The organism is Aquiluna sp. Uisw_065 (assembly GCF_047731275.1).
Lineage (GTDB): Bacteria > Actinomycetota > Actinomycetes > Actinomycetales > Microbacteriaceae > Aquiluna.
The window spans coordinates 677,019-700,131 of sequence record NZ_CP159836.1 but is presented as its reverse complement, the minus strand read 5'-3'; the positions used below and the strand labels follow the sequence as shown (position 1 = coordinate 700,131).

Annotated in this window: 24 protein-coding genes; 19 read left to right on the top strand and 5 right to left on the bottom strand. The window is 50.1% G+C overall.

What is annotated here, in order from left to right:
* Positions 1 to 205: 205 nt before the first annotated feature.
* The 7 genes from ABXT50_RS03515 (at position 206) to ABXT50_RS03485 (ending at position 10,257) form a co-directional block, all read left to right on the top strand.
* Entirely contained in the window at positions 206 to 1,594 is a 1,389-nt protein-coding gene (locus tag ABXT50_RS03515) for a hypothetical protein (RefSeq protein ID WP_415273533.1), read from the top strand.
* A gap of 210 nt (positions 1,595 to 1,804) precedes the next feature.
* Positions 1,805 to 3,070: a hypothetical protein gene (locus ABXT50_RS03510; RefSeq protein WP_415273532.1), complete on the top strand. Its 1,266-nt coding sequence runs from the start codon at positions 1,805 to 1,807 to the stop codon at positions 3,068 to 3,070.
* A gap of 269 nt (positions 3,071 to 3,339) precedes the next feature.
* On the top strand, positions 3,340 to 4,458 hold the full coding sequence (locus ABXT50_RS03505; RefSeq protein ID WP_415273531.1) for a hypothetical protein: 1,119 nt from the start codon (positions 3,340 to 3,342) through the stop codon (positions 4,456 to 4,458).
* Between the two features lie 566 nt (positions 4,459 to 5,024).
* Positions 5,025 to 6,158, top strand: a complete 1,134-nt coding sequence (locus ABXT50_RS03500) for a hypothetical protein (RefSeq protein ID WP_415274780.1) — start codon at positions 5,025 to 5,027, stop codon at positions 6,156 to 6,158.
* A gap of 483 nt (positions 6,159 to 6,641) precedes the next feature.
* Positions 6,642 to 7,961 (top strand): hypothetical protein, encoded by a 1,320-nt coding sequence (locus ABXT50_RS03495; RefSeq protein WP_415274779.1) that lies wholly within the window; start codon positions 6,642 to 6,644, stop codon positions 7,959 to 7,961.
* A 313-nt stretch (positions 7,962 to 8,274) separates the two neighbouring features.
* Complete coding sequence (locus ABXT50_RS03490; RefSeq protein WP_415274778.1) at positions 8,275 to 8,904, top strand: hypothetical protein; 630 nt, start codon at positions 8,275 to 8,277, stop codon at positions 8,902 to 8,904.
* A 378-nt stretch (positions 8,905 to 9,282) separates the two neighbouring features.
* A complete protein-coding gene (locus ABXT50_RS03485; protein ID WP_415274777.1) occupies positions 9,283 to 10,257 on the top strand; it encodes a hypothetical protein in 975 nt (324 codons plus the stop codon).
* Positions 10,258 to 10,582: 325 nt separating this feature from the next.
* On the opposite strand, the gene ABXT50_RS03480 is transcribed toward ABXT50_RS03485, so the two are convergent.
* On the bottom strand, positions 10,583 to 10,792 hold the full coding sequence (locus tag ABXT50_RS03480; protein WP_415274776.1) for a hypothetical protein: 210 nt from the start codon (positions 10,790 to 10,792) through the stop codon (positions 10,583 to 10,585).
* Positions 10,793 to 11,112: 320 nt separating this feature from the next.
* Here ABXT50_RS03480 and ABXT50_RS03475 point away from each other — a divergent pair, with 320 nt between their 5' ends.
* Positions 11,113 to 11,547, top strand: coding sequence for a hypothetical protein (locus ABXT50_RS03475; RefSeq protein ID WP_415274775.1), 435 nt, complete (start codon positions 11,113 to 11,115; stop codon positions 11,545 to 11,547).
* Positions 11,548 to 11,585: 38 nt separating this feature from the next.
* Here the strand turns inward: ABXT50_RS03475 and ABXT50_RS03470 are convergent, their stop codons facing one another.
* Positions 11,586 to 11,834 (bottom strand): YrhK family protein, encoded by a 249-nt coding sequence (locus tag ABXT50_RS03470; RefSeq protein WP_415274774.1) that lies wholly within the window; start codon positions 11,832 to 11,834, stop codon positions 11,586 to 11,588.
* A gap of 163 nt (positions 11,835 to 11,997) precedes the next feature.
* Between ABXT50_RS03470 and ABXT50_RS03465 the strand changes: the two genes are divergently transcribed.
* The 11 genes from ABXT50_RS03465 to ABXT50_RS03415 all read left to right on the top strand — a co-directional run bounded on the left by ABXT50_RS03465 (position 11,998) and on the right by ABXT50_RS03415 (position 20,711).
* Positions 11,998 to 12,261, top strand: coding sequence for a PGPGW domain-containing protein (locus ABXT50_RS03465; protein WP_415274773.1), 264 nt, complete (start codon positions 11,998 to 12,000; stop codon positions 12,259 to 12,261).
* 71 nt (positions 12,262 to 12,332) lie between these two features.
* On the top strand, positions 12,333 to 13,268 hold the full coding sequence (locus tag ABXT50_RS03460) for a VOC family protein (RefSeq protein ID WP_415274772.1): 936 nt from the start codon (positions 12,333 to 12,335) through the stop codon (positions 13,266 to 13,268).
* Between the two features lie 4 nt (positions 13,269 to 13,272).
* A complete protein-coding gene (locus tag ABXT50_RS03455; RefSeq protein ID WP_415274771.1) occupies positions 13,273 to 13,881 on the top strand; it encodes an alpha/beta hydrolase in 609 nt (202 codons plus the stop codon).
* 327 nt (positions 13,882 to 14,208) lie between these two features.
* Positions 14,209 to 14,964, top strand: a complete 756-nt coding sequence (locus ABXT50_RS03450; protein ID WP_415274770.1) for an ABC transporter ATP-binding protein — start codon at positions 14,209 to 14,211, stop codon at positions 14,962 to 14,964.
* A gap of 19 nt (positions 14,965 to 14,983) precedes the next feature.
* Complete coding sequence (locus ABXT50_RS03445) at positions 14,984 to 15,967, top strand: aliphatic sulfonate ABC transporter substrate-binding protein (protein WP_415274769.1); 984 nt, start codon at positions 14,984 to 14,986, stop codon at positions 15,965 to 15,967.
* A gap of 1 nt (position 15,968) precedes the next feature.
* Complete coding sequence (locus ABXT50_RS03440; protein ID WP_415274768.1) at positions 15,969 to 16,520, top strand: ABC transporter permease; 552 nt, start codon at positions 15,969 to 15,971, stop codon at positions 16,518 to 16,520.
* Between the two features lie 44 nt (positions 16,521 to 16,564).
* A complete protein-coding gene (locus ABXT50_RS03435; RefSeq protein ID WP_415274767.1) occupies positions 16,565 to 16,774 on the top strand; it encodes an ABC transporter permease subunit in 210 nt (69 codons plus the stop codon).
* 27 nt (positions 16,775 to 16,801) lie between these two features.
* The gene (locus ABXT50_RS03430) at positions 16,802 to 18,097 is read left to right on the top strand and encodes an O-acetylhomoserine aminocarboxypropyltransferase/cysteine synthase family protein (protein ID WP_415274766.1); all 1,296 of its coding nucleotides are present in this window, start codon (positions 16,802 to 16,804) and stop codon (positions 18,095 to 18,097) included.
* Positions 18,094 to 18,570, top strand: coding sequence for a CoA-binding protein (locus tag ABXT50_RS03425; protein WP_415274765.1), 477 nt, complete (start codon positions 18,094 to 18,096; stop codon positions 18,568 to 18,570). The genes ABXT50_RS03430 and ABXT50_RS03425 overlap by 4 nt, the downstream gene beginning before the upstream one ends.
* Positions 18,570 to 20,387, top strand: coding sequence for a thioredoxin-like domain-containing protein (locus ABXT50_RS03420; RefSeq protein ID WP_415274764.1), 1,818 nt, complete (start codon positions 18,570 to 18,572; stop codon positions 20,385 to 20,387). Before ABXT50_RS03425 ends, ABXT50_RS03420 begins: the two co-directional genes overlap by 1 nt.
* A gap of 186 nt (positions 20,388 to 20,573) precedes the next feature.
* On the top strand, positions 20,574 to 20,711 hold the full coding sequence (locus tag ABXT50_RS03415; protein WP_415274763.1) for a hypothetical protein: 138 nt from the start codon (positions 20,574 to 20,576) through the stop codon (positions 20,709 to 20,711).
* A 56-nt stretch (positions 20,712 to 20,767) separates the two neighbouring features.
* Here ABXT50_RS03415 and ABXT50_RS03410 read toward each other — a convergent pair whose 3' ends face one another.
* From ABXT50_RS03410 to ABXT50_RS03400, 3 genes are read right to left on the bottom strand one after another with little or no spacing between them, the layout of a single operon-like run.
* Entirely contained in the window at positions 20,768 to 21,055 is a 288-nt protein-coding gene (locus ABXT50_RS03410) for a putative quinol monooxygenase (RefSeq protein WP_415274762.1), read from the bottom strand.
* A 26-nt stretch (positions 21,056 to 21,081) separates the two neighbouring features.
* Positions 21,082 to 22,548 carry a malate dehydrogenase (quinone) gene (gene mqo / locus ABXT50_RS03405; protein ID WP_415274761.1) on the bottom strand — a complete coding sequence of 489 codons (1,467 nt, stop codon included), beginning with the start codon at positions 22,546 to 22,548 and terminating at the stop codon, positions 21,082 to 21,084.
* A gap of 18 nt (positions 22,549 to 22,566) precedes the next feature.
* A complete protein-coding gene (locus ABXT50_RS03400) occupies positions 22,567 to 23,103 on the bottom strand; it encodes a VIT1/CCC1 transporter family protein (RefSeq protein ID WP_415274760.1) in 537 nt (178 codons plus the stop codon).
* Between the last annotated feature and the right edge of the window lie 10 nt (positions 23,104 to 23,113).

Sequence of the window (23,113 nt, the reverse complement as noted above, 5' to 3'; positions counted from 1 at the left end):
TCGGAATGATAGGAACAACATCCTGGGGTCGCAATCCCAGCAGATAAGAATCCAGCCGGAATCAAGTTCGAACGCTCTCAGAGGTTGGTTTTTGTCGCACAGGTCGCAATTCATCTCGAGATGCTATTCCGGTTTGATCGCTTGCAGTATTTGTTACCCACAGGCATTTTAGTTTTGCAGGCGTACTGAAAGTTAGGGTGGGGGTATGAGAAAAGCCATAGCTCTAGTTTCATCGCTTCTACTTGTTGCAACACTTGCAACTCCAGCTCAGTCTGCAGGGGCTAAGTATTCGGTTTATCAAAAGACCCTGGCGGCCTTTAGTTCCAGCGCAACAACGCTGACCACCCAACAAAAAGCCCAAGTAGAGGCAACAGTTGAGGCCAATCCCTACGCCGAGAAGTTTATTTGCACCGGCATCGGGTATTACGACCAACCAATGAGTGTGAACATAACCGTCAGGAAACGTGCCAAGGCCGCTTGTGAGTATGCCAAGCAACTAAATCCGGCACTTTCCACCTGGTTCCAGAACAAGCCAACGCAAGCCAAGAGCTATGCGGGAAAGGTTCTGCTGACCCTAAAGAACCCCTACGCTGCAAAGGCCACATACACGCCATCCGACTCTCCAAATGCTTGGTTAGCGGCCTGTAAGGACTATGAGGCCGACATCTCCTTCAGTTCGCCGCAGGTTTACGCCACCATTATTGATGACGTGTGTGCAGTGAACAAACTGGATTACAGCCTGGTAACCGTTGTTGCTAGCCCAACCGTAGATCAGGTCAAGCTAAAACAGTATGTAGATAGCACTGTCTTTGTCATGTCCTATTGGCAGAGTCGCACTGGTTTAGCACTTAAGCCTCTGACCATAGTCGCGTTCAGCGAGCTTGATAACGGGTTCTGGGAAGAGGAAGTGGGTAGTCGGGTAAGCGTCGACATTGAATACCCAAGCAGGACCACAAAGGGTGGGCACTGTGGCTACGGTGACGATATAGCTGACGCGTTCTGCCCCAAAAAATACCCGAGTTCCGCAAGCAAAGACGGAGGCATTGTCTTGTCGCTACTGCTGGGTTCACAAGTTGTGATAAATAGATTCAGGCATCTCGTGCCAGCACACGAAGCAGTGCACATTTTCCAAGACTCAGTCGGGCAGGGTCATTACACAATGTGGTACGTCGAGGGACAAGCGACACTATTCGAGTTGGCCCTTCAGACGCTCTTCTACGGTTCTGCCAAGGGCTATAACGTTATGGATAGGGGAGAGACTTTAGATGCAGCGCGTACTGACGATAACCCCTTCAATCCAAAGACTGTTCAGGATGTAGTGACTCATGTTGCCGAGTGTCGAAATTCGGGCAGCGCCCCCTGCATGGGCTTTAGGAATGGACCAGGATCTGTTTTTCATGAAAAAATTATTATGGACTTCGGCATCGATTCATACATGACTCTAATGAGCGTGATTCTAGATCAAGAGCGTCTCTACGCGTTGGAGTGGTCAGAGGGGTTGCTTTATAGAGGATTCGAGGAAGTAACTGGGGTCGAATGGTTCAGCTGGAGCGAGTCCAGTGTCGCTCCCTACCTTGTCGAGCTCTATAAGTAGTTAAGAACTTAGGCCCGCCAGTCCGTTGCCCCGGCCAGCCTTGAAGTGTGCTGCAGTCAATACCCTTGCCAAGTGCAGACGGGCAACTGGCTGCATCGGCCCTCCAATGCAGCTACCTTCATCCGATTTAAATTCAGGTACGTGCAACTCATGGTCATACCCTGAATGAATAATTGCACCCCTAAACTGAAGGCACTCGCAGGGGGATCAATGAGAAAGGCTATAGCTTTAGTTTCATCACTTCTACTTGTCGCAACATTTGCAACTCCAGCGCAGTCTGAAGGGGCCAAGTATTCGCTCTATCAAAAGACCCTGACGGCCTTTGGTTCCAGCGCAACAACTCTGACCACCCAACAAAAAGCCCAAGTAGCGGCAACTGTTGAGGCCAATCCCTACGCCGAGAAGTTCATATGCACAGGCATTTCGTATTACGACCAACCAATGAGTGTGAACATAACCGTCAGGAAACGTGCCAAGGCCGCTTGTGAGTATGCCAAGCAACTAAACCCATTTCTATCGACCTGGTTCCAGAACAAGCCAACGCAAGCTAGGAGCTATGCAGGAAAGGTTCTCCTGACGGTAAAGAGCGTCCCTGCGGAGGTCGAAGAAGTTGTCGTTCTAGAGGGAGCCCTTTCCGTGCTGAACGACCCTGACAAAGCCTGGACGGCCGGGCAGCAAGAAGTTGTTGACGCATACGCCAGGGCTAAAAAAGTGAAGACTGCAGTCACCTACATAAATGCCGATGATGCCGACCTAGAGGCGGTGGCCGCAATCGACCGAAGCCTGCAGATGGGGCTGTCGCTTTTCGCGCCACTCATGGAGCCAGGCCGTGTGGTTGTTGTTTCATATGGAAGCAATTCCGTGGAGTGGTCGAACGAACAAATGCGGAGCCTAATGGCAGGATTTCCCTCCGTCACCAGCTGCTACGGTGGCCGTGAATTTTCAGTAGTAGCAAACGGAGAGTGGTCCTATTTGTTTCACAACTGTGCACCTGAGGGAGACCTAAATCCCCGTTCTGATTACAGTGCTCATGCCGCAACTCACCTCTGGCAGGGCTATCACGGTTGCTCTTGCGGCCCAATTACTCCCGCTTGGCTTCTCGAAGGGACCGCAACTCTTTACGGCGATGTTCTGGGATTTGGTCTGAATGACAAAGTCAACCAAAAGATTGAATGGGGTGGCACTCCGCATCTTCGCAATGCCCTGAGAACAGGGGACCCCGAGAAAATAATTCCTCTCATGGAAACGCTTGAAGGCAGAAACGCTCGAGGTATGGCACATGTTTATACGCTTGGAAAAATGATTCTCACTGGCCTGAGCGCGGCGTTCGGACACGAAAAAATCGTTGAATTCAACCAGTCATTTAGCAAACCAACGGATTTCGAATCTGAGTTTGTCAAAACCTTTGGGATTTCCTCAGATGAGTTCTACCAGGCAATGGTGCCTGTGCTCAAGTCATGGGCTCTTACCAAATGATGGTCCAAAGAGACTTTTAGCTCTGAAGTAGTAAACCAGTGAAGATTCTTGACGAGGGAAATTTAGACTCTTGAAAATACGGTGTTGTAATCTCAATCGCCATCTCTGCTCAAGTCCTTAAACAATGACCTGGGGTCACAATGCCAGTCAATAAGTATCCAGCCGGAGTCCAACTTGAGCACCCTTAGAGGTTTGTTGTTGATCCGATGCGCGTGAGTAAATCATGGCGCTACCAGTGCGTCCGGCTGCCCTGTGCGCATAGTTACAAAGTGAAGGGGTTTTCCTCTTGGAAAAAGGACCTCTTTCCAATTATCAAGTCGGGTTTATTGGTCCGGGTGCTATACGATCATGACGTGAAATTATTCAACTGCTCCTTTATTGTGGCCGCAACACTGATCCTTTCCGGTTGTGCCAGCGGGGAAATTCCAGTCGATGGACCGAAGAACCCCTCGTTCGGTGTCGCGGTAGATGAGCCTGTTCAGCTGTACGTGGCTGCATCGGACATAGACCCTGGCTATGAGGCTGAGTACCGAGAAGTAATGGCGAACCTAAATGCCTTTGTGGGTGGATATTCTGGCTTCAACACTTACATTTTTTCGACGTGGGAAAACTCCTCGGCAATTATTGAAGACTTGAACCGATTTACTCCCGCTTACCGTTCCGTAGACAGCTTCGATGATCTAGAACAGAATTGCCTCAGCACTGTTGGAAACGGCCTAAATAAATTCGGTATCTGTCTAAACGAGAAAGACTGGTACTTCTACGTTGGAAAAGATCCTGCAGGATTAACTAAAGAGTCGGCCCGTTATGACACCTATACGGGGGTAGCTCACGAATACTTCCACTGGTTCCAAGACAATATGGCGGGGCAGAAGCACTTGGACTATCAGGCCAGTCCAAGCGTCAGTGCTCCGACATGGTGGGTCGAAGGCACGGCAAGCCTATTTTCATTTCTCTGGATAGAGGAAACTGCCCCTAGTTTTTCAATTTTCCAGCAAGGGGTCCCAGAAGACTATCAACGGCGCACTGATCCTGACGTGCGACGAATGGACGCGAGTAATTTTATTAACAGGTGCCCCGAGCATGACCTAAGTACCGGTGAAAGGTACGACACAGAAACAGAATGCACGCCGAATTACGAAATTGCAATAGCTCATTTGGCTTCATTGTCCAGTTATCAAGCAGTGTTCGTTGACATTCCAAGAGACTTTCGCGAGATGGATTTCGAGGAGGCTTTTCAGAAAAATATTGGAATGTCCATGACGGATTTCTATCGCCAACATAAAGAGTGGTTGACAAGTACGTCTATTCAAGGCGGAGAAGTAGCCTTCGCAGAGATCTTCCCAAAGGAAAAGCTTTCGTCCCTAGTGAAGTTTCCCAACTATTAGCTTTGCCTAACAGGATTTTTCGCGCTTCTGGAGGAAAAGACTGATTATTAGCGCAGCGTCTCGAACCCCTGGGCCTTAGCTCAGAAGGATTCAAACAATGACCTGGGGTCACAATCCCAGCAAACAAGAGTCCAGCCCGAGTCGAGTTCAAAAGCTCTTAGATTTCGCTCTTGTAAGTAGCGGTTAGGCTCTGCTAACTTAGCAATTCGCGAAGCTGTCGGTTGGCTCATGTACGGGGGATATAAGTGTTGAGACTTGTTGCTGCGCTTTCCGGTTTTGTACTTCTGCTCTCAGGTTGCACCCCGGTCGCTTCCTCCGCGGCCCTCCCAGCTCATAACTCCGTTCTTCAAGCCAGCCCTGCTTTTGCTTCTGCTCCTGTGAGCAAAAAGGCTGGGGCGCGCTGTTCACAAATGGGACAAAAGGCGACACTCAGCAAATCGAAGTCCTTGGAGTGTCGAAAAGTAGCAGGCAACAAACTCGTTTGGTTTGCAAAAACATCCAAAGCTTCGACTCCCGTTCAAAAGTTCACAGCGGTAGAGGTTGAAAAATGTCAGATAAAGGACTTTGTGAACTATGCGCCTGGGGTCTGGACAGGTGGAGATCTAGGATATCCGGCGTACGGTGAGATGCCGGCGACGGGACCTGTGAACATCGCGATCATTCCTGTGGACTTTTCCGATAACCCGGGAGGCGTAGCACCGAGTTTCCTGCGAAATGAGATGAAGACAGCGGACCGCTGGATCAAACAGTACAGCCACGGAAAGATGCGCTACGTGTGGGACTTCAAGCCCAAGTGGGTGAGGGCTCCGAAATCTTCGAAATTTTACAATATGGCGAAGACATACATTGCGCCCGATGGTTCTTTCACAACCATTGGCAAGGATCCTCAAACCAGAGAGCAGGCTATCGCCCAGATTTTTGAGGCTGCAGAAAAAACTTACGATCTGTCCAAAGCCGAATTCGTTTACTTCGTTTTCCCCAAAAATATTGGGAAGAAAATTGAATCTGGGTTTGCCGGAAGAAATGAAATAGTCGAAACCGCCAAAGCCACCTATCAATTGGGTTTCGCAACAAGCGCCGGCTACGCGCATTCGTTCGGACGGCTCTGGCACCAGTGGCTGCATGAAACCATGCACTCGCACGGCCTTATTGGCCACGCTCCGGGCAATGAGTATCCCTACAACATCATGGCGTTTGATGCAGGGCCTGGTCAGTCACTCACCGCCTGGGACACCTTTATTTTGAAGTGGTTTGATGACAAGCAAGTGGCGTGCTTTGACAGGGATTTTCTGAGGAGTCAGACCGTGACACTCACCTCCATGGACGTTGTTGCGCCAGGAGTAAAAACAGCAATGGTTAGGCTGTCCGAGCACGAGATGATCGTGGTTGAATCAAGAAGAAAATCAACTTTCACAAAAGGGTTCCCTGAGGGCTTTTATGGCATTCAGGCTTATTACGTAAACACAAAGCACGATGGCCAACGTTATGACTACGCTCCGGGCCGCGATGCAGAAAAAAAATACTTTGCCTACTACTTAGAGGTTGATTCTCTGAACCACGGTAAGGGTCAACCAAGCGTTGGCAGCCCGTCTAATCTCAACGTGATTGCTTACGTCGGCGACTCTTTCACTTACGAAGACGTAAAGATCAGGTTTACCAAATCTGGCGACTTCGACACAGTCGTTATCAGCAAGAAATGATAACGATTCCGGAGAGCTGACTGCGGAACTAGCTCAGTATTATTCGAATAAGGATCTGGGGTCACAATCCCAGCAAATAAGAATCCAGTTGGAATCCAGTTCGAACGCTCTAAGGGGTTGGTTCTTGTCGCATAGATCGCAGTTCATTGTGAGATGTTATTCCGGTTTGATAGCTGGTCCTAAGTGGTTCCTCAGCGAGCCTAAGAGGGGAGAACACCCTTCTCCATTCGTCACGCCCAGATAACGCAGTTAGGGCGCCTGTGACGGCTTCGGTCGCGTTTTTGGGCCCATTTCAACTGGCTGGCTACTAGAGCCTTCAGGGGGGGGGTGGGGTCGCTATGTTTGCGCGGTCACTTTGGATTTATCGACATTCGGCTTCGCCACCTTAGGCAATCTATGCCAGTGTCTGTACGTACAAGTACCCGGACACAAACCGCCCAGGGTTTATTTGCAAGGACTCAAACATTCAAGAAATGGATAAAAATGAAGAATAAATTAGCGACGCGATCCTTGGCAGTAGCCGGGCTCCTCACTACTGGGCTGGTATCGAGCCTTGTCGTGCCAGCGGCAGCCGCGGACGTTCAAGTCTCCGTATTTTCCTATCCAGGATTGAACGGCAGTTCGAATGCGTGCGACAACGAGAATTTCAACCTTGCTGAAATCGTTGAGGCAGAGGTCGGCTACACAGTTAACACAGCTATTACGAATTTCACCGATGCTGATTTGCGGGCAAAACTTGACTCAAGTCGGTTTTTCTTTATGACGGACATGGAGACACAAAATCCTTCAACTTCCTCTTTTCTTCCGGCCAGCGCCAAAACCGACATAAAAGATTGGACAAACGAGGGTGGAGTCATGGTCATGACCGGCACGCACAGCTCATATGACGCCGACTTCCTAAATACGATTTATTCCTGGGATGTATCCAGTGTTTCTACCAGTTTGTTGACCCCAGTGTTAGCAAATACTTCCGGTACTCCCTTTGAGGATTTCTCGGGCAACTTGACCACACCAAGTGCGACTCAGGCTATGAATATGGGAACCGTCGCAAATGTGTCCGTGATGTGGGGAGATAGTGACGGTACAGCGGCTTTGGTCGCTGTAGTCCAATATGGCCGCGGATATGTGATTTACATGGGATTTGACTTTTACAATACCGGCCTGACTGGTAACAGCGGATCGCCCTGTAGCCAGAACAGTAATGATTGGGTGCAGGAGATCGTACCGGCATCGTTGAGATACGCGACAACACTTGCCGATGCAAATGCAGCCCCAGCAGCCCCAGCCCCATACACCGGCCCACTACCAACCAATTACTCGGATAGAACGCCTTCAATCGGAGATGACGCATTAATCTCCGGACTAAGAATGAACCTGGTTACTTCCTGCACCATTGATGGAGTGACTGCTGTGGTGTCCAATCAGTCTGCTGATAGCTTCGCCATCGTGATTCCAGAAGGCATTACATCAGGACTAAAAGACCTAGTGATGACTGGACCAGCTGGAAAACTGACTGCTCAGGGAGCTTTGACTATTCAGGAGTCAATTCCTGAAATCATCATTGAAGCTGCAGTGCCATCAAAGGTGAACGCTGGTTCATTCAGTGGCTATGTTGCTGTTTATGCCAAAGGCCACAAAGGAAAGACTTTGACCTGGAAGATCGCCGGAAAATGGTTCAAGACAACTATTACTTCTGACTACCAGGTCTTCCAAAGAGGGACCATAGCAGTCGGTCTTGATGTTTTTGTCGACCTCTACATAGATGGTGAAAAGCAGCTCACAAAGACAATCACGACTAGGTAGTTCGCGAAAGCAAGCAAGTCATCAATCAGTCTGGGGGACAGACCGAATCCTAATGAGGGAAGACGAGCGGTCTCCTGAGGTTCTCTGAAGAGCCTCACTAATCAATCGCTCAGAAGGATTCAAACAATGACCTGGGGTCGCAATCCCAGCAGATAAGAATCCAGCCGGAGTCCAGCTCGAACGCTCTTAGAGGTTGATTCTTGTCGCATAGGTCGTAATTCGCTAAAAGCACTGGCTTGTAGAGGGCGATACTTAGTTTCAGTGCTCGGTGCTATGGTGAGAAATGCAATTACATTGAACAAAGGCGTTCGAGATGGATTCTAAAGAGACCGTTATGGCCGTAATGATTGCTGTCCAAGATCTACGTGAGCAGGATCGCCAGATGGGCGAGGATTCAAACTGGGAAGAAGTAGACGCGATTCCGAATGCAGTAAATCAGGCGTTAGAGAGGCACGGTGGTCACATAACGCATGATGTCCTCACTCTTCACCAATCAACTAGAACCGACCAAGATGGTCGTTCGCGCGCGTATGCCTTTGGGGTCGTCAGTTTCAGTATCTTTGGAAGCGAAGAAGGCAACCCGATTACCAGCGAAGTTCCGGCTGAGGCCTGGGAGAGAAAAGGTGATCCAGTTCCTAGGTTCATGAAAAGTGCGCTTTGGACTTTTTACCAGATGACGTTTCTGTTGCCAACCGATAGAGCTGAACCAGACTCATTCAGTTACGATTTTGGTCCGCCGAGCATTCCAAAATCTAACGATGTCATGGCTGAAGAAGCGAACTTGACTCTAGATGAATACGCTTCCAAGGTGGTCAAGTACTACATGGAAATGTTTCGGAGCTATCGAGGCTCTCATTTTCGAACAGAGATGATTGAGCTTCTAATATTAGAAGGTTTCTCTTTGTCTCAAGCCGAGTTCGGGGTGTCCCAGAACGGCTTTTAGGCTACAGCATAGTTTTATAGAATTCGCCAATTCAGGCTTGCCTAATTCGACATCAGCTAGACCACCTTGGGGGCTTACTTAGAAAGAGTCGTCCAACGATCCGGGGTCGCAATCCCAGCAAATACGAATCCAGCCGCAGTCTAGTTCGAACGCTCGCAGCGGTTCGCTCTTGTCGCATACGTCGCAATTTATTCTGAGATGCTATTCCGATTCGACCTATCGCCGTATTCGCTATCCGGAGGCAGCCTAAAGGGCGTCAACCGGAGGCAGAGGGTTGGCCTTTTTTCTGCCTATAGCCGCCGCACTCTTGCCTAGTGCCGACCTTAACTTTGACCATCGTACTAGGCTTATGTTAATACCCAAGAGGGGGTGTTGTAGATGAGGACCATAGGAAATGTTCTAAGTGTTGCGGTTACGATTTGCCTGGTTTCGATTGGGTTTGCCCCGGCTGCAGGGGCCGGCGAAGTTAGTCGAGTGACACTGTTCTCTGACCACGGGACATTCAACTCTCAGCTAAAAGATTGCTCGCGCGGCGTCCTCGGCAACTACGAGATCGATGACTCTTACAAGATGGCTGAAGTCGATGCTCTTCCTACTATTGATGCCCCTAGTGCCATGGTGTCAATTAGGGTCTCGTTTAGCCAAGCATGCAGTGTTGACGCCGATAAGTACACCAGAAGCGTCGAGATTATTGCCCCCGATGGAACGCACTCCCCACTCACTAGAAACGATGCACTGTCTTGGTCCTACACATCCGATTCTTCAATCGCCTGTTCCTTTTTGAGCTGCCGTAACAGCCTGGATGTTTACCAGGTGCAGTTCGGCGGTGTCGGGCAATCAGGAATCCACGGACTGCGCTTTTCTACAACATATCTAGACCGGGCTTGCAGTTTTATCGAAGATTTTTATGTATGCGAGACCGATGTTCCCTATTCTCACAGCTTCGTATGGCCAAAGTTTATTACCGTGCACAGGACGGGTGTCTTGGGCGATTGGGAAATCGGCACCCCCGAACCGGTTCCCACTTCCATTGAAATCAAAAGTTGGACGGTAAACCAAAGAACATTGGCCGTGTTCGAAGACAGGGTTGCTACTCTAACCAGGATGCAAAGAAGCCAAGTCAGGGCTGCAGTAACTTCAAACCCGAGTGCCAAGAAGTTCATCTGCACGGGAATTCGCTACTACGACCAACCCACGAGTCTCAACATTATTTTGCGCAAACGCGCTAAGGCTGCCTGTGAGCTTGCGAAAGAGCTCAACCCGGCACTCTCTACCTGGTTTCAAAACAAGCGGACATGGGCGCCGAGCTACGTTGGCAAGGTGTTACTGACCATCAAGAGTCCTGCCAGCTAGTGACGGCCGCCTATCAGCGGTTCATTGACGGAGAGTGACTGCTAGCAGAGACTGTGCTTACTAGGCAGTGCTGGGATCAAGACATAGCAGTAACTAAATCAATTACCGACTCATTGGATCTGCTTGTGATTGATGACCGTCGGTTTAGAAAATCAGCAAAATTGCGGGACGCGCTTCAAGAGGGGATTCAAGTAACTCTTCTCAGTCATTTTATTGAGTCAAACCCTGAGATAGCTAAGAGCCTGAAGACTAAGAGGTCTTCAGGCTGGTTGAGCTTCCTGCCCTAGCCTCCAAGCGGTCATAAAATATCGGGTGGGACTGGGTGTTAGATACTGAAATCAGGCGGTGGTTGGGCTGGTTCGCTCGGCGGCGGGTCGAACTGGTTATTGTCCGTTGCCCCAACGGCTAACTCGTAGGCCATCACAGCAGCTCTATACGCGTTTGTTGCAATTTGGTGAGCCTCGGCTGCTCTTGTGTACGCCAGCGCCATTAGCTCATAGGTGTCAGCTAATTTATTTTCCATGTCTTCTGTCATCGATTCCTCCCCTAAATGCGTACCCGCGAAATGTTGACTTACTTCACACTATGCCTTCTTTTGTAAGTTGGCAAAGACCTCTTAAGAGATTTCTTAGCCCTGCCTGGCGATGAACTTGACTGGTCCTGTGAGGCTCTCCGACTTATAGGCTCGTGGACTCAAGGAAGAGTAAGCATTACCGGTGCTGTGGCTAAAGAGCCCTCACTAGGCAGTAGTTCTATGACCTCTCAGGCGACTGAGAATACCTTGAGTTTTTCTGTCTCTCCGTTTAATCCGAGCTATTCTTAGCATCTAGTTCGACAGCAGCTTGAGGAGTTTTCTTGACACGTAAGGTCGTTGTCGTAGTTCTGGCTGGGTTGGTCGTGTTTGGTGCTACTGGATGCAGCGCCCTTGAGGAAGTGCAGACTCGGGTTTCTATGGCGGGTACCTGTGCCAGTGCCGTGGGGATCATGACAGAGATGGGCGAGGTCGGTCAGCTAATCACTTCTAAACCTGAGGAAGCCGGCACCTATGCCGATCGCTTGGGTGAGCTTTCCGCCAACCTTGTGGCCCTAAGCTCTGGTGACTTTGAACTAGATACTGCGCTAAGCGATGTTTCTAGTGGCGTTGATATCATCGTAGAAAGCTTGCGTAACCCGAGAAGGGAATCGCTAGCGGCCATGCCGGAACAGATAGAGCAAACTAAACTCGATTTCATCCAAGTGGCCAACGTGTGCCAGGGGCTGTTGCGCCAAGAGAGAAGCCCCGGAGCTTGATCTCAAGGGTCTGAAGCTCTCAAGTTTTTTGAAAAGGTTTAATCTGCGGTAATAGCGGACTCTTTTTCGCGGCGCTCGTAGAGCCGACCCAAAGCGGTGCCGAGTGTACCTATTAGCATGCAGAACGAGCCTAGGACGAACATCCATATCCCGAACGTGTAGAACCGGTCGAACTCTTTGAAAAATAGAACGGAACCCACGACGAAGAGCACGTTTCCAGTGATGCCAACGATGGTATGGATGTGCCCATACTCTCCTACGAGGGTGCGTACATTTACGAGGCTCATTCGGTGCTCCATTCCTTGCGGTGCAGCAAGACTGTTTGCGCTGCACGTAAAACCAACCTACCAAACCGTGTTTGGAGTGCCTTTTACTCCAAGGTTGCTGAAAAAGCAGCATTATGGCCGTGTGGCCTGAAATAATGAGGTTGTGAATACGGATAGATTTTAAATGGACAAGCTAAAAAAGTTGTTAGCAAACCTGCCCCACCCTGTTCGATGGGCCCTGATCATGTTGATCGGTTTCGCGCTATTGATTCTCGGGCTGGTGATGTTGGTCACCCCGGGACCCGGACTGCTCTTCATCTTCTTTGGGCTTTCAATTTTGGCACTGGAAATCAAGTGGGCAAGGGAGTTAAACCAGCAGGGAGTGCAGGGGCTTGAGAAAATAGCAGCTCGCCTAAAAAAAGTCTTTGGGCGCAAACCTAAGAGTTAGAACGCCTTCTTAGCCTCGGGGAATTTCTACGTATCCGGGATGCTTTCCCCCCGTATGGATTGGAGATTCAAATGAGCGTAACCCCACACGGCATTCACCACGTAACGGCTATTGCAGGAGACCCACAGCGAAACGTCGATTTTTATACGAAGGTCTTCGGACTAAGGCTCGTAAAACAAACCGTAAATTTCGACGCGCCTCACATTTGGCATCTTTATTACGGGGATGAGCACGGCTCTCCAGCCTCAATTTTGACATTCTTCCCATGGCCTGGAGTATCCAAGGGTCGTGAAGGCTCGGGACTCACCACGGCCACCTCGTTCTCAGTGCCAGCGACATCGCTTAGTTTTTGGAGCAAGCACTTGGCCGGGCTCAAGATCGATTGGTCATGGGGCAAGGACTCATCTGGCCATGATTTAATCGAAGTGCGTGATTACGACGGCATGCGCCTGCAACTTGTTGGAACTGTGGGTGACACCAGAAGTGGATGGGACGGGGTGGCAAACATTCCAGCCGAACATGCTGTCCGCGGACTTCACTCCGTTGAGCTATCACAGATCCAGATCGATCCAACCGCAGGCATGCTTCAGAACCTTCTGGGCATGAGCCTTTCATCGGAGTCGTCCGGCAAGGCTAACTTCCAGATGGCCGAAGGGGCCTCCGGAACCAAGGTAGAAGTTCTCGGCGGAGTGGGCCACCGCGGTCTCCAAGCCGGTGGCACGGTTCACCACGTGGCGTTTAGGGCTCCTGATCTAACGACCATGGAGCTATGGCAGCAGGAGCTAATGAACCGCGGAGTAGCCGTCACTGAAATCAAGGACAGGCAGTACTTCAAAAGCATTTACTTTAGGGAGCCAGGGGGAGTGCTGTTTGAAATTGCAACGGATGATCCTGGCTTTGAGACTGATGAGCCGCTTCTGGAGCTTGGTAAGAAGCTAAAGCTCCCACCATGGTTGGAGCCGTCAAGAGATCAAATCCAGCAGTCCCTAACCGAGATCAACGTCTAGAAACATGACAAATAACGATATTGCAAGACCACATGTCTTCCAGAAAGGGAGTTCTTCTCGAACTTTGCTCCTTCTCCACGGCACAGGTGCTGACGAGCATGATCTTCTAGGACTAGCTAGAGCGCTTGATCCGGAAGCATCTGTCTTGTCGCCGAGGGGCATGCACTTAGAGTCCGGAATGAATCGCTTCTTCGAGCGCTATCCCGATGGCAGCTTCAACGAAGTTTCCATAGACCAGGGTGTCGCAGAACTGGCTGAGTTCCTTGAAGCCGCAATTTTCGAGTATGAGATTGATCGGACGAACATCTTTGGCACTGGTTTCAGTAACGGGGCGAACACGGCTGCAGCCTTGATGATCAAGCATCCGGCATTACTATCTGGAGCAGCTCTGTTTGGGTCGACCAAGCCATACCGTGAGGTTGAGAAAGTAGACCTCAAGGGAAAGCATGTTTGGCTGGCAAATGGTGATCAGGACCCTTACGCGCCAGTGCAAGTGAGCGAAGCTTGGGTTGAGCAACTACAAAGTTTTGGTGCCGAGGTCAAGTGGTTGCGCCATCCGGGAGGCCATCAAATCTCTCAATCGCACGTGGCTGAGATTGCGAACGCGCTCTAAATCTGCGTCGCGGAGAGCAGGTGAGCGGTTCTAAGCCGCTAGGCTCGCCTGCATCATCTCGTTTCCCAAATCGCAATTTATTCAATACCTTTCGCATGGCAAAACCCCAAGCGAAATTATTTGTAACAATCCCTCACGAGCAACAACTTTCGCGTAACTTCTTATCTATCAGTTGTTTTACACACGAAAGGGAGGCACTGGAATGACAATCATCCACGCCCCTTTCATGCTGAATCGAATGCGATAGGCACCAATAGTCTTCGCCGCCTTGCGATGGTGACTTTGGTGTCATGACCTAAAAACTCACCTAATTTTTAAGGCCGTCATTTGTCAATCACACTAAACCTCGGGGCATCGGTAAAAATAATCGATGTCCAAAAACACTTTGGTCGCTCTAGATCTCGAGTGGATGTCTTACGAGACATCAACTTAGAAATCAAACAGGGCGAGTTCGTCGCTCTGCTGGGCCCTTCTGGCTGCGGAAAATCAACACTATTGAGACTCATTTCGGGTCTTGATACGCCAAGTCTCGGCTCTGTCACGATCGACGAAACTGTCGTTTCTGGCGTGGACTCTCGATGTGGGGTTGTTTTTCAAGAGCCACGACTACTGCCGTGGCTTAGCCTGCGGGACAACGTGGAACTGGGCGCAAACTTAAATCCAGAAAAAGTTGATGTTGACGCACTTCTGGCAAGAGTTGGACTGGCTGGCTTTGAAAAGAGCTTGCCGCGCGAAGTTTCCGGGGGAATGGCGCAGCGTGCGTCATTAGCCCGTGGTTTGGCAGTGAATCCTAAGGTGCTTCTGCTTGATGAGCCATTCGCAGCATTAGATGCTTTGACTCGGCTCACCATGCAAGACCTACTACTGGAAGTTACCCGAGAATCAAAAACGACGGTGATTTTTGTTACCCACGACATCGACGAGGCTCTGCACTTGGCAGATCGCGTTGTGGTCTTGGCTCAGCGTGGCAATGGCATTGATGAAATTGTCCGCATTGGGGTTGAAAAACCTCGCGATCGCTCCCACGTAGATCTAGTTCCTTTCAGGAACGAACTATTTTCCAAATTTGGAATCCACCACTAGAAAAAGGAATCACTAAGAAATGAAATCAAAAATTATCGGAACACTGGCTGCCTCTTTGGTTGCCTTATTGGCTCTATCTGGATGCTCCTCTTCCAATACCACTGAGGAGACCAGGCTCAGGTTGGACTTTGCTTATTGGAACCCGCTGAGTCTTGTCATCAAGGATCAGGGCTGGCTCGAAGCTGAATTGGCCGATCAAGGCATTGAAGTTGAATGGATTCAGTCGCTTGGCTCATCAACAGCTCTCGAAAATCTAAACGCTGAAGCGATAGACATTGGGTCTTCTGCCGGTAGCGCAGTGTTTGCTGCACGTGCAAATGGAGCCCTAATAAATACGGTTGGAGTTTTCTCACAGCCGAACTGGGGAACGATTGTTGTCCCAGCAAATAGCCCAATACAGTCTGTGGCTGACCTGGCAGGGAAGACTATCGCTGCGGCAAGTGGTACTGATCCGTACTTCTTCTTACTTCAGGCTTTGGCGAGAGAGGGCCTATCTTCAGCAGATGTTGAGATCGTGAACCTAATCCACGCTGACGGGCAGAAAGCACTTGAGAACGGCGATGTTGATGCTTGGGCCGGCTTGGACCCATTGACGGCGACGAGTCAAAGGACGACCGGCTCAGTAATTCTGGTCAACGAGCCGAGTTTCAACACCTGGGGAGTGCTTAACACAACCGAGAAGTTCTTGAAGGCTAAGCCGGAATTGGTTGAGTTGGTTCTGGTGCAGTATGAAAGGGCAAGAGCTTGGATTTTGGACAATCCTGACGCCGCAGTTGATATTTTGGCCCGCGACGCAGGCTTGAATCTTGAGGATGCGACCAGGGTTTTGAATGAGCGAACAAACATCGCGGTTTCGTTGATTCCAGGCGAGGCTCAATTGGCCGTTTTCCGGACAATTCTTCCGGTCCTGGTTGCTGAAGACAAGGTCAAGAGCCAAGAGGCCGCCGAGTTGGCACTTCTGGAACTAATAGAGGACAGCATCGCACGCAAGGTAGCCGGCTAAATTGACAGAGTTCAAATCTGACCAGCAGGCCACAAGCAAGCAGCGATTGCTGAAGCGTCTAGCCAGTGTGCGGGCAGCTCTCCTGGGGTTGTTGTTACCAGGAGGAGTTTTAGCACTTTGGTTTTATCTCTCAAGCAATGGCAGCTTTTCGGCTACTCAGCTGCCCCCACCCGGCGAAGTGCTTGCGGCTGCTACGAGTCTGATCGGCAAGGGTACCCTCTGGGAACACTTGCTGATCAGCTTGCAGAGAGTGGGCCTAGGTTTTCTAATAGGCGCGATACTTGGAATCACTCTTGGCTCGCTGGTTGGTTTGAACAAATGGATAGCACAGCTACTAATGCCAACAATTGGTGCGCTTCGAGCAATTCCATCATTAGCGTGGGTCCCTTTGCTGCTGATATGGATGGGTATTTATGAGGAGCCAAAGGTAACGTTGATAGCGATTGGGGCATTTTTCCCAGTTTTCACAACCGTCGCTGCCGGACTTGCTGCTGTTGATCGAAATCTAATAGAGGTTGGTCGGGCCTACGGGCTTAAGGGGTCTCTCTCGTAAGAAAAGTCCTTCTCCCAGCCTCAGCGCCTACCATTTTTTCCGGTATGAGATTGGGGCTTGCCCAAGCGTGGCTGTTTCTGGTCGCAGCAGAATTGATCGCTAGCTCTAAGGGCCTCGGATTTTTATTATTGGATAGTCAAAACACCGCAAGAACGGACATTTTATTCATGACAATTGTGATTCTTGCAATCTTGGGTAAGTCCTCCGATGGTCTAATAGCAGTCGTAGAAAAAAGAGTTTTGCACTGGGTCTAATCCCGCTAAAAAAGGAAAGGTCAAACGTTGACTGATAAAGAGTTCGGATTCAAAACCCGGTCGCTGCATGCTGGTGCGGTTCCTGATGCCGCACATGGCGCTAGAGCCGTTCCAATTTATCAAACCACCTCATTCGTATTTGAAGACACTAAGGACGCCGCAAATCTATTTGCGCTAGAGAAGTATGGGAACGTTTATTCGCGCATTGGTAACCCAACAGTTGCTGCTTTCGAGGAGAGAATCGCGTCCCTGGAGGGCGGAATTGGAGCGGTTGCCACGGCTAGTGGCCAGTCGGCGGAATTCATTACCTTTGCAGCTCTTTGCGGATCTGGCGACCACATAGTTTCTTCGTCCAGACTCTACGGGGGAACAGTTACTCAGATGACCGTCACCTTGAAGCGATTTGGAATTGAAACCACCTTTGTTGACTCCAGCAATGTCGAAGACTTTGAGGCTGCAATTACCGATAACACAAAGCTGATATTCGTCGAAATGATTGCAAATCCGTCGACGGCTATCGCCGACGTGAAGGCGCTGTCAGACCTTGCTCATAAGCACGGAATCCCGCTTGTGGTCGATTCGACAACAGCCACGCCCTACATTGTGCGACCAATAGAACATGGGGCTGACCTGGTTATTCATTCGGCCACCAAATTTTTGGGTGGCCATGGAACTACCCTTGGTGGGGTTGTGGTGGACGCAGGCACATTCAATTGGGACAACGGTAAATTCCCAACAATGACCGAACCGGTTGATGCTTACGGCGGCCTCCAGTGGTGGGGGAACTTTGGCGAGTACGGCTTTCTGACAAAGCTTAGAAGCGAACAGCTCCGGGACATCGGCCCTTCGCTGTCACCATTTTCTGCCTTCCAGTTATTGCAGGGAGTGGAGACACTTTCTCAAAGAATGCGTGACCATCTTGAAAACGCTAAAGCGGTCGCGCAGTGGCTCGATAGTGACCGGCGTGTTAGCTGGATTTCCTACGCCGGATTGAAATCCCACCCAGACTTCAAGCTGGCCCAAAAGTATGCACCCGCAGGGCCGGGAGCCGTCTTCTCTTTTGGTGTTGAGGGAGGAAGAAAAGCGGGGGAGAAGCTAATAAACAGCGTGCAGCTGTTTTCCCACCTTGCGAACATCGGGGATGCCAAGTCTTTGATCATTCACCCGGCCTCCACGCTCTATCGTCAACTTGGAACGCAACAGCTGGCTGCGGCCGGTGTGCCTGAGGATTTGATAAGAATAAGCGTTGGCATAGAGGACATCGAAGACATCCTCTGGGATCTCGACCAAGCAATTACGAAGGCGACGGGACAATCCAGATGAGTTGGGTTGAGCCCAATGCAGTCAAGCGTCTGGAGATCATTCAAGAGGCTAAAACTGTTGCAATTGTAGGGGTATCGTCAAACAGAGCCAGATCAAGCTACTTCGTTGCGAGTTACCTCAAGGGCGGAGGGTATTACAAGGTGTACTTCGTAAATCCCATGATTGATCAGCTATTCGGCGATCAGGTTTACGCGTCGTTGGCTGATCTTCCAGAGGTCCCAGACATTGTTGATGTGTTTCGAAAATCCTCTGAAACTCCGGCAGTTCTTGATGAAGCAATTGCCCTAGGCGTGAAAACCATCTGGCTGCAATTGGGTGTTAGTAATGATGAAGTGGCAAGCAGAGGGACTGCAGCTGGTCTAAATGTCGTCATGAATAAATGTCTCAAGATTGAACATGCCAGGTTCCATGGAGGGCTTCACTTAGCCGGCTTCAATACCGGTGTTATTAGCTCGAGGAGAGCGGCTCTCTAATGTCCAAAGAATTGATTGGAGACACCTGGTTTGGGACCGACCGCAAACTTAGCGTTGGCGATTTTAAGGGGCGATATTTACTTCTAGATTTTTGGACTCTTTGTTGCGCCAATTGTCACCATGTTTTAGCCGAACTTAGGCCGCTTGAAGAAAAGTTCAGCGAGGTCCTCACCGTGGTTGGAATTCACTCTCCGAAGTTTGAACACGAGAAAGATCCCGAGGCAGTTCGAGCTGCAATAAGCCGCCACGGGATTGATCACCTGGTGCTAAACGATCCCAACATGTCAACCTGGGAAGCCTTCGCAGTGCGGGCCTGGCCGACCTTGGTGCTTATTGATCCTGCTGGTGAAATAATCGGAACTTTCTCTGGTGAAGGGCATGGTCATGCCATAGATGCTCTGATTAGTTCAACTACTCAGACATACCAGGATTCAGGTCTTCTAATACCCGGGCAATTCGAGGTCTCATTTGAGGATTACGAGCCTGGAGTGTTCAATCAACCCGGGAAGCTTTCCGTGATTCCTGAAGGCTATAGAAGCTACTTTCAGGGCGCGGATTTGCTGGTTTCAAATTCTGGCTCACACAATTTACACGCGGTTAGCTCTGAGGCTTTGTCAGAGCCCGTGATGACAATCGGCAGCTCTTCTCGGGGCAGTGCAGATGGGGATTTTGCTCAGGCCGAATTTTCAGAGCCATACGGCACGGTGTTTTTGGAGCCGGAACTCGCTGAGACACTTGGCTACGAGTTGATCGTCGCCGACACAGCGAATCACCTAATCAGAGCCGTTTCACTAAGGTCTCAGCGCGTCTCAACCATTGCGGGGACGACTCTTCAGTGGATGCAAAATGACGAAACCTCTGGGGCTGCCCTTGAGATCAATCTTTCAACTCCATGGGACATAACTGTCTCGGAGGGTCTTTTGCTTATCGCGATGGCGGGGGAGCACAGAATTTGGACACTTGACCTTCAAGGGGGAACTGTTCAAGTTCTAGCCGGCACCACCAATGAAGGGTTGCAAGATGGGCCCTTCGAAACTGCTTGGTTTGCTCAAAGCTCCGGACTGCTGGCCTCCAAAACCACGAATGGATTGGTGTGGGTTATTGACGCCGAAACTTCCTCACTTAGGAAGCTCCAAGACGGCGTGGTGACGACTCTAGTTGGCAAGGGTTTGTTCGAGTTTGGACATTTAGACGGTAACGCAGGTGAGGCACTCCTGCAGCATCCGCTGGGCCTTACAGAACTGCCGAACGGTCAAGTTGTTATCGCCGATTCTTACAACGCCTCCTTGAGGGTTTTTGACCCGGCAACAAATAAGGTGGCGACCCTCGCAAGAGACCTGTCCGAACCCAGCGACGTGGTCATGCTCGACGGAGATCTATATATCGCTGAGGCAAGTGGGAATCGCATATCGAAGCTACCGATAGCAGCTGCGCAGCTTGTTGTTGGGGAGAGTTTTATAACTGCTCGTCCTGCGAGTAATCTGAAGCCTGGATTAGTAGATCTAGAAGTGGTGTTCGTTCCTCCTCCTGGGCAGAAGATTGATCTTCGATACGGTCCCGCCACATATCTAGATGTTTCTTCAACACCTCCGGAGCTTCTGCTGTCAGGCGCTGGATCCGACAGTGAGCTGACAAGAATTATCGAAATAAACCCTGAGGTTCAAGATGGAGTTATTCATGTCGCCGCAAAGGGTGCGTCATGTGATTCAAATTCTGAGCACGCTGCTTGCCACATTCATCAGCAAGATTGGGGTATCCCGGTCAAAATCACAGAAGCCGGAGAGGGTATTTTGAGATTAAGCCTCAGCGGAAACTAGGTCGCGAGCGAATTATTTTTTTCGTCCCGATACTAATGATCGGAAGAACCGTGTAAAGGATTACCTCCGAGCAGCTCCCGAAGTCGGAACCTGTCCCACAAAGAACGCCTTTAACCTGCCGCTAAGGCTGAGATGCAGAGCAAAAGTAACTAAACTCTATTAGGACGAAGAGAAAAGGACGATCTGATGGAAAGCCACGACTTGGTACTAGTGCTCAACGAGGTAACGGTCCTGATGACACTTGCAGCCGCAGGCATCATTGCGCTGTTGGGCATGTTCGCGCATCTTTCGTTCTCCTCCATCTTTGGAAAAGACGTTAATTAGTCGTATAGGTATTTCTTACGGTCCGAATCTCCAAGCCTTTTCGGTTCTGCACGTGGCTATTTCGCAGCGTACATTTCCTGAATCAAAAATGGCTCTGAAAGTTTTCCATCGATAAATTCTAGGATTCTTGCGACGGTGGGCGCGTTGTTGTGGATTTCCCAGAGCTCTCTGGATTCCCATGCTTCGATGAACATCAGCTTTCCTGAGACTTCCTCGTAGAGATCATAGAAGAGACAACCAAGCTCGAGCCTCACATCCTTCGCGACATCAAGCAGAAGCTCTTTGACTTCGATCAGGTTCTGAGCATTGGGCGCGAAAGTGGCTACAACAGTGCATGTCTTCATGTTGAGATGCTACAGGAGCTATCTACTTAGGCTGTTAGATTAAGCGACTTCGCTGTTTGCTTCATTGTCTTTTTTGCAAGCTCTGCATTCTCATTTAGGTCTTTGCCAAAGGTGGGTATTAGCTCTTTAATGGCTTTTGACCAGGTTGGGAAGTCATCCGGCGCCATCCGCTGAAGCACGTCTAGCATTACGCTCACGCTGACTGAAGCTCCTGGGCTTGCCCCTAGAAGTCCGGCAATGGTCCCATCCTTGCTGGATATAACTTCAGTTCCAAACTGAAGCGTGCCACCGCGGCCATTTGGCTTGATGACTTGAGCTCTTTGGCCGGCTTCGTAGTAGGACCAGTTTTTTGGAGAAGCATTTGGCACAAACACTCGCAGAGCTTCGAACTTACTTTTCTTTGTCTTGGTTACTTCCATAAGCAAGTACTTCATGAGGTCTAAGTTTCTGAGGGCAACTGAAAGATAAGAGGTGATGTTCTTTATCCTGATCGACAGAGGAAGATCAAGCACCGAACCGTTTTTCAAAAACTTGGGGTTAATTCCGGCAAATGGCCCGAAGAGCAAACTGGTTTTGCCATCTACAACTCTTGTGTCGAGGTGAGGCACGGACATTGGGGGAGCCCCGACGTCGGCTTGAGAATAGACCTTTGCTTGATGGCTCGCGACTATTTCGGGATCATCGGTTCTCAGGAAGTGACCGCTAACCGGGAAGGTTCCGTAGCCATCTATTTCTGGAATTCCGGATTTTTGAAGGATCTTCAACGCATATCCTCCGGCACCAACGAATACTTTATTTGCGTGGACAATACGACCTGGGGAGCCTCCGAACCATAGCTGCCACTTTTTATTTTCAAACTGGTGTACCGATTTGACTTCGGTGTTCGTTTCGAGTCGCATACCGTTTTTGACTAGCCAATTGATCATCTGCTTGGTCATAGATCCGTAGTTAACATCTGTGCCTTGATTTGTAAATGTCGCAGCAACTTTTTCGTCGCCTCTGCCGTCCATCATCAAGGGAATCCACTCTGCGAGTTCTTTGACATCCTCTGAGAACTTCATGCCCGTAAATAGCGGCTGAGCATCCAGCGACTTTTGCCGTCTTCTTAAGTAGTCAACATCTGAGTCGCCGCGAACAAAGGTCACGTGGGGGACGGAGCGTATGAAAGTCTTTGGGTCATCGAGTGCACCCAGTCCTACGAGGCTTGACCAGAATTGCCTGGAGACTTGAAATTGCTCGTTGATGGCTACTGCTTTGGCAGGATCTGGAAGAGACCCATCGGTCGAGTCGGGCATGTAGTTCAGTTCACATAATGCCGCGTGCCCGGTACCAGCATTATTCCACGGGTTCGAGCTTTCCTCTGCAACTTCGCCCAACCGCTCATACATGACAATAGAGATAGTCGGGTCAAGCTTCTTTAGAAGCACACCTAGGGTTGCGGACATAATTCCGCCACCAATTAGGGCAAAGTCGTATTTCTCAATCTCACTCACACTTAGAGGCTAATCGGTCTAAAGGACTGTTACGCCCAAAAGTGCACCAATTGCATAGGAAATTCCCATTGTCAGGGTGCTAATCGCGACGTTTCTGGCAACAGATTTCAGTACTGGCGTGCTTCCAGCCCACGCCGCCCACCATCCAGTGAGGGCTAATGCTAGAGCCACACTTGCAAAAGTTGCCTGAATGCTAATTGCTTGCCACGGACCGGTGATAGCGAGAAACGGCAGCGCAGCCCCGGATATAAATGCCAGAAGTGATGACCAGGCGGCAGACCAAGGCCTCGCGTTTATGCTGCCTTTTTTTCGGCCGTGCGCAATTTCAGTGTCGCGCTGAGCGCTCACGCTTATAAACTCTCCGCCGCCCATTGAGATTGCGCCTGCGACAATCGCCGCGGCTCCAGCAAGAAATATAACCTCATAACTGGCTCCTGCGGCTGCTACTCCAACCACGATGCCTGCGACCGAAACAATGCCATCATTTGCACCGAGAACCGCCGCCCTCAGCCAATTCAGCTTGCGCTCAAGATCACGTTCTTTGTTTTCGCTCATAAGCCAATTT

Bases quoted from the DNA above. Each gene is read 5' to 3' on its own strand.
- ABXT50_RS03515 (WP_415273533.1), top strand. From the start codon at position 206: ATGAGAAAAGCCATAGCTCTAGTTTCATCGCTTCTACTTGTTGCAACA.
- ABXT50_RS03510 (WP_415273532.1), top strand. From the start codon at position 1,805: ATGAGAAAGGCTATAGCTTTAGTTTCATCACTTCTACTTGTCGCAACA.
- ABXT50_RS03495 (WP_415274779.1), top strand. From the start codon at position 6,642: ATGAAGAATAAATTAGCGACGCGATCCTTGGCAGTAGCCGGGCTCCTC.
- ABXT50_RS03490 (WP_415274778.1), top strand. From the start codon at position 8,275: ATGGATTCTAAAGAGACCGTTATGGCCGTAATGATTGCTGTCCAAGAT.
- ABXT50_RS03485 (WP_415274777.1), top strand. From the start codon at position 9,283: ATGAGGACCATAGGAAATGTTCTAAGTGTTGCGGTTACGATTTGCCTG.
- ABXT50_RS03480 (WP_415274776.1), bottom strand. From the start codon at position 10,792: ATGACAGAAGACATGGAAAATAAATTAGCTGACACCTATGAGCTAATG.
- ABXT50_RS03470 (WP_415274774.1), bottom strand. From the start codon at position 11,834: ATGAGCCTCGTAAATGTACGCACCCTCGTAGGAGAGTATGGGCACATC.
- ABXT50_RS03465 (WP_415274773.1), top strand. From the start codon at position 11,998: ATGGACAAGCTAAAAAAGTTGTTAGCAAACCTGCCCCACCCTGTTCGA.
- ABXT50_RS03460 (WP_415274772.1), top strand. From the start codon at position 12,333: ATGAGCGTAACCCCACACGGCATTCACCACGTAACGGCTATTGCAGGA.
- ABXT50_RS03455 (WP_415274771.1), top strand. From the start codon at position 13,273: ATGACAAATAACGATATTGCAAGACCACATGTCTTCCAGAAAGGGAGT.
- ABXT50_RS03445 (WP_415274769.1), top strand. From the start codon at position 14,984: ATGAAATCAAAAATTATCGGAACACTGGCTGCCTCTTTGGTTGCCTTA.
- ABXT50_RS03435 (WP_415274767.1), top strand. From the start codon at position 16,565: ATGAGATTGGGGCTTGCCCAAGCGTGGCTGTTTCTGGTCGCAGCAGAA.
- ABXT50_RS03425 (WP_415274765.1), top strand. From the start codon at position 18,094: ATGAGTTGGGTTGAGCCCAATGCAGTCAAGCGTCTGGAGATCATTCAA.
- ABXT50_RS03420 (WP_415274764.1), top strand. From the start codon at position 18,570: ATGTCCAAAGAATTGATTGGAGACACCTGGTTTGGGACCGACCGCAAA.
- ABXT50_RS03415 (WP_415274763.1), top strand. From the start codon at position 20,574: ATGGAAAGCCACGACTTGGTACTAGTGCTCAACGAGGTAACGGTCCTG.
- ABXT50_RS03410 (WP_415274762.1), bottom strand. From the start codon at position 21,055: ATGAAGACATGCACTGTTGTAGCCACTTTCGCGCCCAATGCTCAGAAC.
- ABXT50_RS03400 (WP_415274760.1), bottom strand. From the start codon at position 23,103: ATGAGCGAAAACAAAGAACGTGATCTTGAGCGCAAGCTGAATTGGCTG.